The following is a 16,051-nucleotide window of genomic DNA, read 5'->3' as shown; positions in this document are numbered from 1 at the left end:
CCGTGACCTCTTCGGGACCGTGGACCCGCAACCCGCCCCGGGCGGCCCCCGTCCAACGGGCAGTTGACGTCACCGGCCCTTGGGGGGACCACCATGCCGCGTCCGTTGTTCAGCCCGCAGTCCGCGCCACCCCGTGCGTCGGAGTTCCGGCCTGCGTACGCGCCTCCGGCCGCGCGCCGGCGGTCCCGGCACCGGTCGCTCGCCGTCCTCGCCGGCGTTCTGCTCACCGCCTCGCTCGGCCTTGCCGCGTGCGGGAGTTCATCGGATTCCGCGACGGACGGCTCCGCCGCGAGGGACGGGGCGCGCGGCGAGGCGGCGCCCGCCTCCGCGGGAGGGGCGCACAACGGGGAGGCGGCTCCGCCGGCCAAGGCGCGTGAGGGGGCCGCCGACACCGGGCAGCAGCAGGCCGGTACGGGCGACGCGAAAGCCCCGGCCCGGAAGGCGCCGAAGCTCGGCCCGGCGCACATCATCCGCACCGCCACCCTGTCCGTACGGGTCAAGGACGTCCCCGGTGCGGCCGAGGAAGCCCGCACCACCGCGGAGAACGCGGGTGGTTACGTCGGGGACGAGACGACCGACCGCGACCGGGACGGCCACGAGCGGTCGAGCATCGTGCTGCGCGTACCGCAGGAGGAGTTCGGGCGCGTCCTGGACGACCTCGCGGGGACCGGCAAGTTGATCACCCGTCAGGTCGAGGCGCAGGACGTGACCGACCAGGTCGTGGACGTCGAGAGCCGCATCAAGTCCCAGGAGGCGAGCGTCGCCCGGGTCCGCGGGCTGATGGACCGGGCCGAGAACCTCTCGGACATCGTCACCCTGGAAGGCGAACTCGGCACCCGGCAGGCCGAGTTGGAAGCGCTCAAGGCCCAGCAGAAGTCGCTCCGGGAGCGTACGGGCATGGCGACCATCACGCTCCGGCTCACCGAGACCACGCCCAAGCCGGACAGCGGCGAGGACGACGAGGCCGGCTTCGCGGACGCCCTCGGCGGCGGCTGGAACGCCTTCGTGACGATGGTGCGCTGGCTGGCGGTCGTGGTCGGAGCCGTCCTGCCCTTCGCCGCCGCTCTGATGCTGCTGCTGGTGGTCTGGCGCACGGCGCGGGCACGGGCGGACCGGAACGGCCGACGGGGCGTCACACCCGCGCCGGCGATGGCCGTTCCCGCCCCGGCCCACGAGACCGCGCCCCCGGCGGAGCCAGCGGCGACCGCAGGTTCCAGGACGCGTGAAGGAACCCCGGAGGGAACCCGGGCGGAGTCCCGAGAGGAGGACTGAGCCGCGTCGCGCCCGTAGCGTGGACCGTGCGCGCACACCGCGCGCCCTTGAGAAGGGAACGACGCGATGACGGCGCGGGCGCAGCGGCTGGTGGTCATCGGTGGGGACGCGACGGGCATGTCCGCCGCGTCCCAGGCCCGCAGGTTGAAGGGCCCCGGCGACCTGGAGATCCTCGCCTACGAGCGCGGGCACTACACCTCCTACTCGGCCTGCGGCATCCCGTACTGGGTCGGCGGCCTGGTCTCCGGACCCGGCGGCCTGGTCGCCCGTACGCCCATCGAGCACCGCAGGCGCGGTATCGGCCTGCGGATGCGCACCGAGGTCACCGAGATCGACACCGGCAGGCAGCGGGTGCGCGTCCGCGACCTGGACAACGGGGACGGCGAACACTGGGAGGGCTACGACCACCTCGTCGTGGCCACCGGCGCCCGCCCGCTGCGCCCGGACATCCCCGGCATCGACGCGCCGGGGGTGTACGGGCTCCAGACGCTCGACGACGGACAGACCCTGATCGACGGGCTCAGGCAGCGGGGTTCGGGCCTGCGCACGGTCGTCGTCGGCGCGGGCTACATCGGTGTGGAGATGGCCGAGGCGCTGGTGAACCGTGGCTGCCGGGTCACCGTTCTGGAACGCGCCCAGCAGCCGATGTCCACGCTCGACCCCGACATGGGGCGGCTCGTGCACGACGCCATGCGCGGTCTCGGCATCGAGACGGTGACGGGCGCGGAGGTCACCGAGATCCGCAAGGGCGACGACGGGCGTGCCTCCGCGGTCGTCACCAAGGACACGGAGTACCCGGCCGACGTCGTCGTCCTGGGCCTGGGCGTACGGCCCGAGACCCAGCTCGCCCGCCGCGCCGGTCTGCCGCTCGGCGAGTCGGGCGGCCTGGTCACGGACCCGGCGATGCGGGTGCGCGGCCACGACAACATCTGGGCGGGCGGCGACTGCGTCGAAGTGCTGGACCTGGTCTCCGGCCGGCACCGGCACATCGCCCTGGGCACACACGCCAACAAGCACGGCCAGGTCATCGGCACGAACGTCGGCGGCGGCTACGCGACGTTCCCGGGCGTCGTGGGCACGGCCGTCAGCAAGGTCTGCGATCTGGAGATCGCCAGGACCGGCCTGCTGGAGTCCCAGGCGAAGGAGGCCGGGCTGCAGTACGTGACCGTGACGGCGGAGTCGACGAGCCGGGCCGGGTACTACCCGGACTCGCGCCCGATGACGGTCAAGATGATCGCGGAGCGCGGAACGGGGCGGCTGCTGGGCACGCAGATCGTCGGCCGCGAGGGCGCGGGCAAGCGCGTGGACATCGCGGCCGTGGCCCTGACCGCCCGGATGACGGTGGACCAGATGGCCATGCTCGACCTGGGCTACGCACCGCCCTTCTCGCCCGTGTGGGACCCGGTACTGGTCGCCGCGCGCAAGGCGAAGGCAGCGGTGGCACGCGACCTGCGTGGGGACTGACCGCGCGCCGGGAGCACCGGGGCCCCTGCCGCGTCCCCGGTCCGACGCCGCCGAGGCGCCGAGCCGTCGAAGCACCGAGGCGCCCGAGCCGTCGAGCCGTCGAGCCGTCGAGCCGGAAGGCATCCGGGCCCGCGCGAGTCCACGCCCGGGCGCCGCGGGCCCCCAGTGACCTCCCGTGATCCCCGCGGTCCGGCCCCGAGGGTCTGCGTTGGGCGCATCCGGGCGATAATCGCCTCCATGCCGGAGCTCACCCGGACGGTCCCCACCACGTCCACGCCACCCCGCGCCGCCCGCCGCGAGCGCGCCACCGCCGCGCTGCGGGCGGCAGCGCCCGCCCTTCAGGCGTACGCGGCGGTGCGGCTGCTGGGCCTCCTCGTGCTGGCCGTCGCCGCCACCGTCGCGGGGAAGAACCCGCACACGCTGCTCAGCGCCCGCTGGGACTCCCTCTGGTACGCGCGGGTCGCCACGGAGGGCTACGGCTACGAGGTGCTCGTCCCGGACGGCGGCGTCCACTCCAACCTCGCCTTCTTCCCCCTCCTCCCGGCCCTGGAGCGGGGCATCTCCGAGATCACGCCGCTGAGCGTCCCGGACGCCGGGCTCCTGGTCTCGTGGACCGCCTCGCTGGTCGCCGCATGGGGGATCTACGCGGTCGGCGCCCATCTCCACGGGCGGCGTGCGGGCGTGCTGCTGGCCGCGCTGTGGGGCGCGTACCCGACGGCCTTCGTGCAGTCGATGGCGTACACCGAGACGCTGTTCACGGCCCTGGCCGCATGGGCGGTGTACGCGGTGCTGACCCGGCGCTGGATCACGGCCGGCACGCTGGCGGTGTTCGCCGGGCTGACCCGCCCCTCGGCGGTCGCGGTCGTCGCGGCGATCGCGATACCGGCGGCGGTCACCCTCGTCCGCGCGTACCGCGCCGGTGCCCGCCCGCGCGACCTGGTGCGCGACCACGGACGGATGGTGCTGGGCGTCCTGCTCGCCCCGATGGGCTGGCTCGCGTACGTGAGTTATGTGGCGGTGCGCAACGGCAGCCTCTTCGCCTACTTCGAGATCCAGGGGCAGTGGGGCAACGGCTTCGACGGCGGGCGGGCGCTGGCGGGCTTCGTCTGGCAGAACCTGACGTCGAACGTCTTCGCCGGTCTCGGGCTCTGCGCGGCGCTCGCCCTCGTCCTCTGGCTGCTGTGGCTGCTGGTGCGGCAGCGGCAGCCGCTGCCGGTGGTGGTCTTCACCGCGGCGATGGTCTTCGTCTCGCTGGTGGGGGCGGGCTACTTCGGTTCGCGACCGCGCCTGATGATGCCGGCGTTCCCGCTGCTGCTGCCCGCGGCACTGGCCCTGGTACGGCTGTGGCGGGCGCGGGCTGCGGCCGTACTCGCGGCGGCGGCCGCGGCCTCCGCCGCGTACGGCACGTTCACCCTGCTGGGCCCCGGCCCGCCCTGACGATCGGCGCGGGCCCGGCTCCCCCGCCGCGGGCCCGGCTCCCGCTTCCGGTCCCGGCTCAGCGCTGCGTGTGCGTGTGGACGTAGTCCACGAGACGGGTGAGCGCGTCCGGGTCCGTCGTCGGCAGCACCCCGTGCCCGAGGTTGAAGACGTGCCCCGGCAGATCCCGCGCCGAGTCCAGCACGTCCTGCGCGGCCGACTCCATCGCCGAGCGCGGTGCGAACAGCACCGCAGGGTCCAGGTTCCCCTGCAACGTCCTGCCCCCGCCGACCCGCCTCGCGGCCTCGTCCAGCGGCACCCGCCAGTCGACGCCGACGACGTCCGCCCCGGCCTCGCCCATCAGCCCGAGCAACTCGCCCGTACCTACCCCGAAGTGGATGCGCGGGACGCCGTAACCGGCCACCGCGTCGAAGACCTTGGCAGAGGCGGGCATCACCGAGCGGCGGTAGTCGGCAGGGGCGAGGGCACCGACCCAGGAGTCGAAGAGCTGCACCGCCGAGGCGCCCGCCTCGATCTGGACCTTGAGGAAGGCCGAGGTGATGTCCGCGAGCCGGTCCAGCAGGTCGGCCCACAGCTCCGGGTCGCCGTACATCATGGCCTTGGTGTGCTCGTGGTTGCGCGACGGGCCGCCCTCGACCAGATAGCTGGCGAGGGTGAACGGCGCGCCCGCGAAACCGATGAGCGGAGTGGAGCCCAGCTCTCCGGCCAGCATGCCGACGGCCTCGGTCACGTACGCAACGTCGTCCGGCTCCAGGGCCCGCAGCCGCTGAAGATCGGCGCGGGTACGGATCGGCTCCGCGACGACCGGCCCGACGCCGGGCTTGATGTCGAGGTCGAGGCCGATGGCCTTGAGGGGGACGACGATGTCGCTGAAGTAGATCGCGGCGTCGACCTTGTGGCGGCGCACCGGCTGCAGTGTGATCTCGGTGACCAGTTCGGGCCGCATGCACGACTCGAGCATGGGGATGCCCTCGCGCACCTTGAGGTACTCGGGCAGTGAGCGGCCGGCCTGCCGCATGAACCACACCGGGGTGTGCGGCACCGGCTCACCGCGGCATGCCTTGAGGAATGCCGACTCCGCGGCTGCCGTGCTGGTCTGCTGCTGGCCCGTCGGGCGTACATTGCCACTCACGCCCAGAATCTTCGCATGCTGCGGAACAGGCGGTGCGCTCCCGGGTGTCCTGCCCCCCGCCGGCTGCGGTTCCGCCTACCCTTCATGCTCATGGCTGCGGCTCAGGGACGACTCTCGGATGGTGCTGACGGCACCGGCAACACGGAAGAGGATGGGAATCCACTCGCCTTCCGGCAGGCGGTCGAGGCGCTGCGCACTGCGCGGCTGCGGCCTGAGATGGAAGTGGATCAGGCCCGCCCGCCGCAGCGGCTCGCCCCGCATGCGTACGCACTGGAGGCGGCGGTCGTCCAGGACGGCAAGGATCTTGCCGACGGGCGGCTGGTCCTGCTGCACGACCCGGCCGGGCACGACGCCTGGAAGGGCACCTTCCGTCTCGTGACGCTCGTACGGGCGGAGCTGGAACCGGAGATGGCGGCCGATCCGCTGTTCCCCGAGGTGTGCTGGTCCTGGCTGACCGGGGCGTTCGAGGCGCGCGGGGTCGCGTACAAGGAGCCGAGCGGGACCGTGACCCTCGCGGGCTCGCACTATTTCGGGGGGCTCGCGAACCGTGCGCCCGCCACCCAGATCGAGATCCGTGCCTCCTGGACGCCGCTGGAGAACAAGGGCGGGCTGCCGGACGCGGGAGCCCATCTGATCGCGTGGTGCGAGCTGCTGTGCCAGACCGGCGGGCTGCCCCCGGCGGGCGGTCCCGAAGCGGCCGTGGTCACGCTGCCGCAGCGCCGGGGCCCGCAGTCCCGCTGAACCGGGGCGGGGCCGCCGGCCCGGCCCCGGCGCCGCGGTCCCGCTGAGCCCCTTCTCGGCCGCGGTCCCCGGCGATTCCTCCACGGGCCGTGAACCTCTGCACTCCCGTACGGGGTGCGCTACGCGCTGAACCCCCGTACGGGGACCACTCGTTCCCGGCTCTTCACGCCCGCTCCCCCGCCACCGGCCCCCCTGACGCTCGTTGAGCGGGCGTACCCACCGGGGCGGTCCGTCCCGCCGTACGTACCCGGCCTCCGCCGCACCGCGCCCCGCGGTGCTCCGGCGTGCCTTCGGGAACGCCACGGATCATTGCTGATCGATCGTGCATCCGAATTGCCCGAATTGTTACTCACCAAATCGTGATCATTTACTAAAGCTGCCCGGGTTTGCTGCCGAAGGAACCTGTGACCCTTCCCGCACGGATCGCCCCGACTTGCCCCACGGTCGGCCCGTCCCGCACTCCACCCAGGAGGCCTGGTGTCCGTTCTCCTCGAGCAGCCCTCAAGCCTGGTCGCCTATCGTCCCAACAAGCCGACGGCCATGGTCGTCGTCGCCGACCCACGCGTCCGCTCCACCGTCACCCGCCACCTATGGGCCCTGGGGGTGCGGGACGTCATCGAGGCGTCATCCATCGCCGAGGCCCGCCCCCGCGTCGGCAACCCCCGCGACATCTGCGTCGCCGACGTCCACCTCCCCGACGGCTCCGGCCTGACCCTGCTGTCCGAGACCCGCGCCGCGGGATGGCCCAACGGCCTCGCCCTGTCCGCCGCCGACGACATCGGCGCCGTTCGGAACGCTCTGGCCGGCGGCGTCAAGGGCTATGTCGTCACCGGAACCCGCACCAACCTCGGCATCCCGGGCCGTCCCGGCGCGGCGCCGATCGGTGCGGCCGCCGCACGTATGCACCGCCGCCCGCCCGGCGCCCCCGGGCACCCGGGCGGCTACCGCGAACTGTCCGGCCGAGAGGTCGAGGTCCTGCGGCTGGTTGCGGAGGGCCAGTCCAACAAGGCCATCGGCGTCTCGATGGGACTGTCCGCGCTGACCGTCAAGAGCCACCTCGCGCGGATCGCGCGGAAGCTCGGAACGGGCGACCGCGCGGGCATGGTGGCGGTGGCCCTGCGTACCGGAATCATTCACTGAGTCGCCGGACAGAACCGGCGACGGCGCCCGCCGACGGAACGTTCCGTCGGCGGGCGCCGTGCATCCACGGATACCCTTGACGAGTGACCGATGCCCAAGAGACCGCAGAAGACCGCACACTGCGAACCCCCAGGAGCAATGCCTCACCGGCGGACACCCCTGAGGGCCCCGAACTCAAACAGGCACCGGTCCCCTTGCTCGAACCCCGGGAGGGCATCCCCCCGGTGGTCGCCACGGCCGACGGCCTCGCCGGGGTCGTGGCCGCCTTCGCCGCCGGCACCGGCCCCGTGGCCGTCGACGCCGAGCGGGCGTCCGGCTACCGCTACGGACAGCGGGCCTATCTCGTACAGCTCCGCCGCGAGGGCGCGGGCAGCGCGCTCATCGACCCCGTCGGCTGCCCGGAGCTCTCCGCGCTGAACACCGCGCTGGGCGATGCCGAGTGGGTGCTCCACGCCGCCACCCAGGATCTGCCGTGCCTGCGCGAGATAGGCATGATCCCGCAGCGCCTGTTCGACACCGAGCTCGCCGGGCGGCTCGCCGGGTTCGCCCGGGTCGGGCTCGGCGCCATGGTCGAGAACGTCCTCGGCTACGCCCTGGAGAAGGGCCACTCCGCCGTCGACTGGTCCACCCGCCCGCTGCCCGACCCCTGGCTGCGCTACGCGACGCTCGACGTCGAGCTGCTCATCGACCTGCGGAACGCGCTGGAGCAGGAGCTGGAGCAGCAGGGGAAGCTGGAGTGGGCCCGCCAGGAGTTCGCGGCCATCGCCGCCGCGCCCCCGGCCCCGCCCCGCAAGGACCCCTGGCGCCGTACGTCGGGCATGCACAAGGTGCGCCGGCGCCGGCAGATGGCCGTCGTACGGGAGATGTGGTCGGTGCGCGACCGGATCGCGCAGCGGCGCGACGTCTCCCCCGGCAAGGTGCTCGGCGACGCGGCCATCGTGGAGGCCGCCCTCGCGCTGCCCACGGCCGCACAGGCGCTCGCCATGCTGCCCGGTTTCGGGCACCGGATGGGGCGCAAGCAGCTCGATCAGTGGCAGACGGCGGTCGACCGGGCGCGCGCTCTGCCGGAGACGGAGCTCCCCCAGCCGGGCCAGCCGGTGACGGGACCCCCGCCGCCCCGCGCCTGGGCGGACAAGGACCCGGCCGCCGCGGCCCGGCTGTCGGCGGCCCGGGCGGCCGTGACGCAGCTCGCGGAGGACCTGAACCTGCCGCAGGAGAACCTGATCACGCCGGACACGGTGCGGCGGCTGTGCTGGGAGCCCCCGGCCGATGCGACGCCGGAGGCCGTGTCGGCCTTCCTGTGCGATCACGGCGCGCGGCAGTGGCAGATCGAGCAGACGGTGTCGCTGCTGACGCAGGCCCTGAAGGCCGAGGCCTGACGCCTTCCGCCCGCGGCTCCGGGATCCCTGTGACGGTCGCCCGGGAGGAGCCGCGCACGGGCGACGGAGCCCTGGCCGGCACCCCGTGCACGGCCGTACGCAGGTGCGTTCCGGTTCCGTACGGGCTCCTGTCCGCGCCACCGCTGCCCGCAACCGGGTGTGATCTGCGACGCTCCGGGCGGCAGGGGTGGGCAGCTTGGTTACTCATAAGTAGCATGGCGGTCAGAGCCGCCGCCGCACGGCAGCCTTGCAGCGCCCCGTTCCGCATCAGGAGGAGAGCCAAGTGCCTCGTACCGCTAGGGACGTCGTCTTCGTCGACGGCGTCCGTACCCCGTTCGGCAAGGCGGGCCCGAAGGGCATCTACCACGAGACCCGGGCCGACGACATGGTCGTCAAGTGCATCCGCGAGCTGCTGCGCCGCAATCCCGGCCTGCCTCCGGAGCGCATCGACGAGGTCGCCATCGCCGCGACGACCCAGATCGGCGACCAGGGCCTGACCCTGGGCCGTACCGCCGGCATCCTCGCCGGTCTCCCGCAGTCGGTCCCCGGCTACTCCATCGACCGCATGTGCGCCGGTGCGATGACCGCCGTCACGACCACCTCCGGCTCGATCTCCTTCGGTGCGTACGACGTGGTCGTCGCCGGCGGTGTCGAGCACATGGGCCGTCACCCGATGGGCGAGGCCGTGGACCCGAACCCGCGGTTCGTCTCGGAGAAGCTGGTCGACCAGTCCGCCCTGTTCATGGGCATGACGGCGGAGAACCTGCACGACCGCTTCCCGCACATCACCAAGCAGCGCGTCGACGAGTACGCGGTGCGCAGCCAGGAGAAGGCCGCCAAGGCGTACGCCAACGGCAAGATCCAGCAGGACCTGGTGCCGATCTCCGTGCGGCGCTCCAACGCCGAGGCCGGCGAGACCGGCTGGGGCCTGGCCACGGCCGACGAGCCGATGCGCCCGGGCACCACGCTGGAGAGCCTGGCCGGCCTCAAGACGCCGTTCCGTGCGCACGGCCGGGTCACCGCGGGCAACGCGGCCGGTCTGAACGACGGTGCGACCGCCTCCCTCATCGCGGCCGAGGACGTGGCCGAGGAGCTCGGCCTGCCGGTCCGGATGCGCCTGGTCTCCTACGCCTTCGTGGGCGTCGAGCCCGAGGTCATGGGCATCGGCCCGGTCCCTGCGACCGAGAAGGCCCTCGCCAAGGCAGGTCTTTCGATCAGCGACATCGGCCTGTTCGAGATCAACGAGGCCTTCGCCGTCCAGGTGCTGGCCCTGCTCGACCACTACGGCATCGCCGACGACGACCCGCGGGTCAACCAGTACGGCGGAGCCATCGCCTACGGCCACCCGCTCGCCTCCTCCGGCGTCCGGCTGATGACGCAGCTGGCCCGCCAGTTCGAGGAGCAGCCCGAGGTCCGCTACGGCATCACCACCATGTGCGTCGGCTTCGGCATGGGCGGCACCGTGATCTGGGAGAACCCGCACTTCGAGGGGAACAAGTGACCACCACAGCAGAGCTTCTCAAGGGAGCAGCAGAGCTCTTCCCCGACGAGGTCGTGACACAGGCACACGTACGCCACCTCGACCTCCCGCTGGGGGCAGGGCGCTTCGCGCTCATCACGCTGGACAACGGCCTGGACCACACCAAGCCGACCACCTTCGGCCCGCAGTCGCTCGCCAACCTCAACACGGCGATCGACCAGGTCGAGAAGGAGGCCGCGGACGGCGAGATCGTCGCGGTCGGTCTCACCGGCAAGCCGTTCATCTTCGCCGTGGGCGCCGACCTCAAGGGCGTCGAGCTGCTGAAGCGCCGTGAGGACGCGCTGGCCATCGGCAAGGGCGGCCACGACGTCTTCAGGCGTCTGTCGGGCCTGGCCGTGCCGACGTTCGCGTACTACAACGGCGCGGCGATGGGCGGCGGTGTCGAGGTCGGGCTGCACTGCAGCTACCGCACCGTCTCGGCCGCGCTGCCGGCGTTCGCGCTGCCCGAGGTCTTCCTCGGCCTCGTCCCCGGCTGGGGCGGCTGCGCCATCCTGCCGAACCTCATCGGCGCCGACCGCGCGGTGAGCGTCATCATCGAGAACTCCCTCAACCAGAACAAGCAGCTCAAGGGCGCGCAGGTGCACGAACTCGGGATCGCCGACGCGATCTTCGAGGGCGCGGACTTCCTGGAGCAGTCCCTGATCTGGACCGCCGCCGTGCTGAAGGGCGAACTCGAGGTCGTACGGCCGGAGATCGACCGCGGCGAGGCATGGGACCAGGCCGTCGCGCGCGGCAAGGCCGTGGCCGATGGCAAGGTGCACGGCGCGGCCCCGGCCGCCTACCGCGCGCTGGACATCATCGCGGCCGCCAAGAACGGCGACCTCGGCCAGGGCTTCGAGGCCGAGGACGAGGCCCTCGCCGACCTCATCATGGGCGGCGAACTGCGCAGCGGCATCTACGCGTTCAACCTCGTGCAGAAGCGGGCCAAGCGCCCCGCCGGCGCGCCGGACAAGAAGCTGGCCCGCCCGGTCACCAAGGTCGGCGTCGTCGGCGCCGGTCTGATGGCCTCTCAGCTCGCGCTGCTCTTCGCCCGCCGCCTGGAGGTGCCGGTCGTCCTGACCGACATCGACCAGGCGCGCGTCGACAAGGGCGTGGGCTACGTCCACGAGGAGATCGACAAGCTGCTCCTCAAGGGCCGGGTGAACCAGGACAAGGCCAACCGCCTCAAGGCCCTGGTGAGCGGCTCGCTGGACAAGGCCGCCGCCTTCGGCGACGCGGACTTCGTCATCGAGGCCGTCTTCGAGGAGATGGGCGTCAAGCAGAAGGTGTTCGCCGAGGTCGAGGCGGTCGTGCCGGAGCACGCCATCCTCGCCACCAACACCTCCTCGCTGTCGGTGACCGAGATGGCCTCGAAGCTGCAGCACCCCGAGCGGGTCGTCGGCTTCCACTTCTTCAACCCGGTCGCGGTCCTGCCGCTGCTGGAGATCGTCCGCGGCGAGAAGACCGACGACGCGTCGCTGGCCACCGCGTTCTCCGTGGCCAAGACGCTGAAGAAGTCGGCCGTTCTGGTCAAGGACGCCCCGGCATTCGTCGTCAACCGCGTGCTGACCCGCTTCCTCGGCGAGGTGCTGCGCTCGATCGACGAGGGCACCCCGGTCGAGGTCGCCGACCGCGCGCTGGCCCCGCTGGGTCTGCCGATGTCGCCGATCGTGCTGCTCGAGCTGGTCGGCCCGGCGGTCGCCCACCACGTCGCCGGCACCCTGCACCAGGCCTTCCCCGACCGCTTCGCCGTCTCGGAGAACCTCGGCCGGGTCGTCGAGGCGGGTAAGCGCGGCCTGTACAAGTACGACTCCGGCAAGCCCGAGCTCGACCCCGAGGTGGCCGCGCTCTTCCAGGTCGGCGACACCGTCCTGACGGAGGAGCAGGTCCGCGACCGCGCGCTCGACGCCATCGCGCAGGAGGTCCAGCTCATGCTGGACGAGGGCGTGGTGGCCGAGGCGCAGGACGTCGACCTGTGCCTGATCACCGGCGCCGGCTGGCCCTTCCACCTGGGCGGCATCACGCCGTACCTGGACCGTGAGGGCGTCTCGGAGCGCGCCAACGGCAAGCGGTTCCTCAAGCCGGGCGTCGCGAGCGTCCCCGCCTGATCCAGGGCCCCGCCCGTACGACACGACGGCGCCCGCCTGCTTCACTCGCAGGCGGGCGCCGTTCGTCGTGCCGTGGGCCCTACAGCTTCGTCGTGGAGCTCATCCGGCTGTGCGCGCGCCCGTAGAGGAAGTAGACGATGAAGCCGAGGATCATCCAGCCGCCGAACCGCACCCACGTCTCGGCCGGCAGATTCAGCATCAGCCACAGCGAGGCGGCCACCGAGAGGATCGGAACCACCGGGACCCACGGCGTACGGAATGCCCGGTGCAGATCGGGACGCGTACGGCGCAGGACGATGACGCCGATCGCGACCACGACGAACGCGAAGAGCGTGCCGATGTTCACCAGTTCCGCCAGCTCCTCGATGCTGGTGAAGCCCGCGATGATCGCAATGATCACGCCGAGCAGGATCGTCGAGCGGTACGGGGTGGCGAACTGCGGGTGGGTCTTGGAGAAGAACCGGGGCAGCAGCCCGTCGCGGCTCATCGCGAAGAACACCCGCGTCTGGCCGAGCAGCAGGATCATGCAGACCGTGGTGAGGCCGACCGCGGCACCCAGGCTGATCGCGCCCGCGAACCAGGGGTAGCCGACCGCCTTGAACGCGTCGGCCAGCGGAGCGTCCACGGATAGTTGGGTGTATTTCTGCATGCCGGTCACCACGATGGTGACGGCGACGTAGAGCACCGTGCAGATGGCGAGCGAGCCGAGGATGCCGCGGGGCATGTCGCGCTGCGGATTCCGGGTCTCCTCCGCCGTGGTGGCCACGACGTCGAACCCGATGAAGGCGAAGAACACGACGGCGGCGGCGGTGAAGATGCCCTGGACGCCGAAGTCCGTGGGCTCGTACCCGAACATGATCTGGACCAGCGGGGCGTCCAGGCCCGAGCCCCCCGTACTGGGTCGGGACGGCGGGAGGAACGGGTCGTAGTTCTTGGAGTCGATGAGGAAGGCACCGGCGATGATGACCATCAGCACCACCGTCACCTTGATCGCGACCACGATCGCGGTGAACCGCGCCGAGAGCTTCGTCCCGAGGACGAGGATCCCGGTCAGCACGAGCACCAGCAGGAAAGCCAGCAGGTCGAAGCCGAATCCCTCGGCCACGGAGGGGCCTGCCAGCGTGTCGGGCAGATGCCATCCCGCGTTGTCCATCAACGACCGCACGTAGCCGGACCAGCCGACCGCCACCACCGCCGTCCCCAGGGCGAATTCGAGCACCAGGTCCCAGCCGATGATCCAGGCCGGCAGCTCGCCGATCGAGGCGTACGAGAAGGTGTACGCGGATCCGGCCACCGGCACGGTCGAGGCGAACTCGGCGTAGCACAGGGCCGCCAGGGCGCAGACGATGCCCGCGGCGACGAACGCCAGCGCGGTGGCCGGGCCCGCCTGATCCTTGGCAGCGGCTCCTGTGAGGACGAAGATGCCGGTGCCGATGATGACACCGACACCGAAGACCATGAGGTCGAGGGCGGAGAGGGACCGTGTCAGCGCGTGGTCCGGCTCCTCCGTGTCCTGGATGGACTGTTCGATGCTTTTGGTCCGGAAGACCCCTCCGGCACTGCGGCTTTTCGGTTCGTGGGTACTCACCCGGCACTCCTCCACGCTCGCCCGTCCGCGCCATCGTTCTCGCACCCGCCGGATGTGGCCAGGATTACAGCGAAAGGAACGCCGGATTCACTCGATGGTGACGGTGCGTGGGAAAAGCGCTGGGCCGGTCGGAGCACTCCGACCGGCCCTGCCGCTGGAGGGTGCCGCGGGTCAGTCGCGTGCGGCCTCGGCAGGCTCGTCCCCGGAGGGCTCGTCCTCGTACCGTCCGTCGAGCTTGGCGACCAGGCCGGTGACCTGACGGGCGATGTCCGGGGCGGTGAGCCCGATCTCGGCCATGACCTCCTTGCGGGAGGCGTGGTCGAGGAAGCGCTGCGGGATGCCGAAGTCGCGCAGCGGCACGTCCACGCCCGCGTCACGCAGCGCCTGGGCAACGGCGGAACCGACGCCGCCGGCGCGGCCGTTGTCCTCGACGGTGACGACGACGCGGTGGCGTTCGGCGAGCGCGGGCAGTTGCTCGTCGACGGGCTTGACCCAGCGCGGGTCGACGACGGTCGCCGAGATGCCCTGCTTGTCGAGCAGGTCGGCGATCTCCAGGCACATCGGGGCGAGCGCGCCGACGGAGACCAGCAGGACGTCGGGCCGGTCCGTGTCGTCCGCCGGGCCCCTGAGCAGGTCCATCCCGCCGATCCGGCCGACGGCCGGGACGGCCGGGCCGACCGCACCCTTGGAGTAGCGGACCACGGTCGGCGCGTCGTCGACCTCGACCGCTTCGCGCAGCTGGGCGCGGAGCTGGTCGGCGTCGCGCGGGGCGGCGATCCGCAGGCCGGGCACGACCTGAAGGATCGACATGTCCCACATGCCGTTGTGGGAGGCGCCGTCGGAGCCCGTGACCCCGGCGCGGTCCAGGACGAAGGTGACGCCGCACTTGTGCAGGGCCACGTCCATGAGGACCTGGTCGAAGGCCCGGTTGAGGAAGGTGGCGTAGATGGCGACGACCGGGTGCAGTCCGCCGGTTGCCAGTCCCGCCGCGGAAACGGCCGCGTGCTGCTCGGCGATCCCCACGTCGTAGACGCGGTCGGGGAAGGCCTTCGCGAACTTGTGCAGGCCGACCGGCTGCAGCATCGCCGCGGTGATGGCGACGATGTCCTCGCGCTCCGCGCCGAGCTCGGCCATCTCCTCGCCGAAGACCGAGGTCCAGTCGGCGCCCGCGGCCGAGACGGGCAGGCCGGTGTCGGGGTGGATGACCGGCACGGCATGGAAGCGGTCGGCCTCGTCCTCGACGGCCGGGGTGTAGCCGCGGCCCTTCTCCGTCAGGCAGTGGACGATGACCGGGCCGCCGAAGCGCTTGGCTCGCTGCAGCGCCGACTCCAGGGCGTCGATGTCGTGCCCGTCGATCGGGCCGACGTACTTCAGGCCCAGGTCCTCGAACATGCCCTGCGGGGCGATGAAGTCCTTCAGGCCCTTCTTCGCGCCGTGCAGGGTTTCGTAGAGCGGGCGGCCGACGACCGGTGTGCGCTCGAGGATGTCCTTGCCGCGGGCGAGGAAGCGCTCGTAGCCGTCGGTGGTACGGAGGGTGGCGAGGTGGTTGGCCAGGCCGCCGATGGTGGGTGCGTAGGAGCGCTCGTTGTCATTGACGACGATGACCAGCGGGCGGTCCTTGGCGTCGGCGATGTTGTTGAGCGCCTCCCACGCCATGCCGCCGGTCAGCGCGCCGTCACCGATGACCGCGACGACGTGGTCGTCCTTCTTCTGCACCTGGTTGGCCTTGGCGAGGCCGTCGGCCCAGCCGAGCACCGTGGAGGCGTGGCTGTTCTCGATGACGTCGTGCTCGGACTCGGCGCGGGAGGGGTAGCCGGACAGGCCGCCCTTGGCGCGCAGTTGGGAGAAGTCCTGACGACCCGTGAGGAGCTTGTGGACGTAGCTCTGATGCCCGGTGTCGAAGAGCACCCGGTCCTTCGGCGAGTGGAAGACGCGGTGCAGGGCAATGGTCAGCTCGACGACGCCCAGGTTGGGGCCGAGGTGGCCGCCCGTCCTGGAAACCGCGCCGACGAGGAAGTCTCGGATCTCTGCCGCAAGCTGGTTGAGCTGCTCCGGGCCGAGCCGGTCGAGATCGCGCGGTCCCCTGATGCGGGTCAGCAACGCCACCCGTGCCTCCTTGCAGTCGAGCTGAGCTGTCGAGCTTTGCCGGTCTGTCGAGTCTAATGTTCCGCCTGCCGCGGCGTTCGACGGGAGGTGCGATGTCCGTCACGCAAATGGCCGAGAACACAGCGGTGCCCGGCACCCCCGAGGTGCCGGGCACGCGCCGTGAAG

11 protein-coding genes are annotated in these 16,051 nt (G+C 71.9%); 8 read left to right on the top strand and 3 right to left on the bottom strand.

The annotated features are described in order from the left end of the window. Window positions 1-93 precede the first annotated feature (93 nt). From ACGFNH_RS12765 to ACGFNH_RS12755, 3 genes are all read left to right on the top strand, one after another. Window positions 94-1,272: a DUF4349 domain-containing protein gene (locus ACGFNH_RS12765; protein ID WP_393653101.1), complete on the top strand. Its 1,179-nt coding sequence runs from the start codon at window positions 94-96 to the stop codon at window positions 1,270-1,272. Window positions 1,273-1,338: 66 nt separating this feature from the next. Then, window positions 1,339-2,736 (top strand): FAD-dependent oxidoreductase, encoded by a 1,398-nt coding sequence (locus ACGFNH_RS12760; protein WP_393653100.1) that lies wholly within the window; start codon window positions 1,339-1,341, stop codon window positions 2,734-2,736. Between the two features lie 237 nt (window positions 2,737-2,973). Next, entirely contained in the window at window positions 2,974-4,173 is a 1,200-nt protein-coding gene (locus ACGFNH_RS12755; protein WP_393653099.1) for a hypothetical protein, read from the top strand. A 58-nt stretch (window positions 4,174-4,231) separates the two neighbouring features. Here ACGFNH_RS12755 and hemE read toward each other — a convergent pair whose 3' ends face one another. Next, window positions 4,232-5,305, bottom strand: a complete 1,074-nt coding sequence (gene hemE / locus ACGFNH_RS12750; RefSeq protein ID WP_393653098.1) for a uroporphyrinogen decarboxylase — start codon at window positions 5,303-5,305, stop codon at window positions 4,232-4,234. Window positions 5,306-5,395: 90 nt separating this feature from the next. Between hemE and ACGFNH_RS12745 the strand changes: the two genes are divergently transcribed. The 5 genes from ACGFNH_RS12745 (at window position 5,396) to ACGFNH_RS12725 (ending at window position 12,192) form a co-directional block, all read left to right on the top strand. After that, complete coding sequence (locus tag ACGFNH_RS12745) at window positions 5,396-6,046, top strand: DUF3000 domain-containing protein (RefSeq protein WP_393653097.1); 651 nt, start codon at window positions 5,396-5,398, stop codon at window positions 6,044-6,046. 477 nt (window positions 6,047-6,523) lie between these two features. Then, window positions 6,524-7,186: a response regulator transcription factor gene (locus ACGFNH_RS12740; RefSeq protein WP_360858984.1), complete on the top strand. Its 663-nt coding sequence runs from the start codon at window positions 6,524-6,526 to the stop codon at window positions 7,184-7,186. A gap of 83 nt (window positions 7,187-7,269) precedes the next feature. Continuing rightward, window positions 7,270-8,565 (top strand): HRDC domain-containing protein, encoded by a 1,296-nt coding sequence (locus ACGFNH_RS12735; protein WP_393653096.1) that lies wholly within the window; start codon window positions 7,270-7,272, stop codon window positions 8,563-8,565. A 283-nt stretch (window positions 8,566-8,848) separates the two neighbouring features. After that, window positions 8,849-10,066: a thiolase family protein gene (locus ACGFNH_RS12730; RefSeq protein WP_393653095.1), complete on the top strand. Its 1,218-nt coding sequence runs from the start codon at window positions 8,849-8,851 to the stop codon at window positions 10,064-10,066. Continuing rightward, a complete protein-coding gene (locus ACGFNH_RS12725) occupies window positions 10,063-12,192 on the top strand; it encodes a 3-hydroxyacyl-CoA dehydrogenase NAD-binding domain-containing protein (protein ID WP_393653094.1) in 2,130 nt (709 codons plus the stop codon). The genes ACGFNH_RS12730 and ACGFNH_RS12725 overlap by 4 nt, the downstream gene beginning before the upstream one ends. Before the next feature lie 79 nt (window positions 12,193-12,271). Here ACGFNH_RS12725 and ACGFNH_RS12720 read toward each other — a convergent pair whose 3' ends face one another. Both ACGFNH_RS12720 and dxs read right to left on the bottom strand, forming a co-directional pair. Continuing rightward, window positions 12,272-13,780, bottom strand: a complete 1,509-nt coding sequence (locus ACGFNH_RS12720) for an amino acid permease (protein WP_393653093.1) — start codon at window positions 13,778-13,780, stop codon at window positions 12,272-12,274. Between the two features lie 171 nt (window positions 13,781-13,951). Next, window positions 13,952-15,886, bottom strand: coding sequence for a 1-deoxy-D-xylulose-5-phosphate synthase (dxs, locus tag ACGFNH_RS12715; protein ID WP_393653092.1), 1,935 nt, complete (start codon window positions 15,884-15,886; stop codon window positions 13,952-13,954). Between the last annotated feature and the right edge of the window lie 165 nt (window positions 15,887-16,051).

Origin of the sequence: Streptomyces sp. NPDC048639, from assembly GCF_043199075.1 — a bacterium.
Lineage (GTDB): Bacteria > Actinomycetota > Actinomycetes > Streptomycetales > Streptomycetaceae > Streptomyces.
Note: the sequence above shows the minus strand (reverse complement) of the source record. Positions and strands in the feature narration are given on the sequence as shown.

What these genes read in the sequence shown, in the direction of transcription:
- ACGFNH_RS12745 (WP_393653097.1), top strand. Translation starts at nt 5,396, where the DNA reads ATGGCTGCGGCTCAGGGACGACTCTCGGATGGTGCTGACGGCACCGGC.
- ACGFNH_RS12755 (WP_393653099.1), top strand. Translation starts at nt 2,974, where the DNA reads ATGCCGGAGCTCACCCGGACGGTCCCCACCACGTCCACGCCACCCCGC.
- ACGFNH_RS12760 (WP_393653100.1), top strand. Translation starts at nt 1,339, where the DNA reads ATGACGGCGCGGGCGCAGCGGCTGGTGGTCATCGGTGGGGACGCGACG.
- ACGFNH_RS12765 (WP_393653101.1), top strand. Translation starts at nt 94, where the DNA reads ATGCCGCGTCCGTTGTTCAGCCCGCAGTCCGCGCCACCCCGTGCGTCG.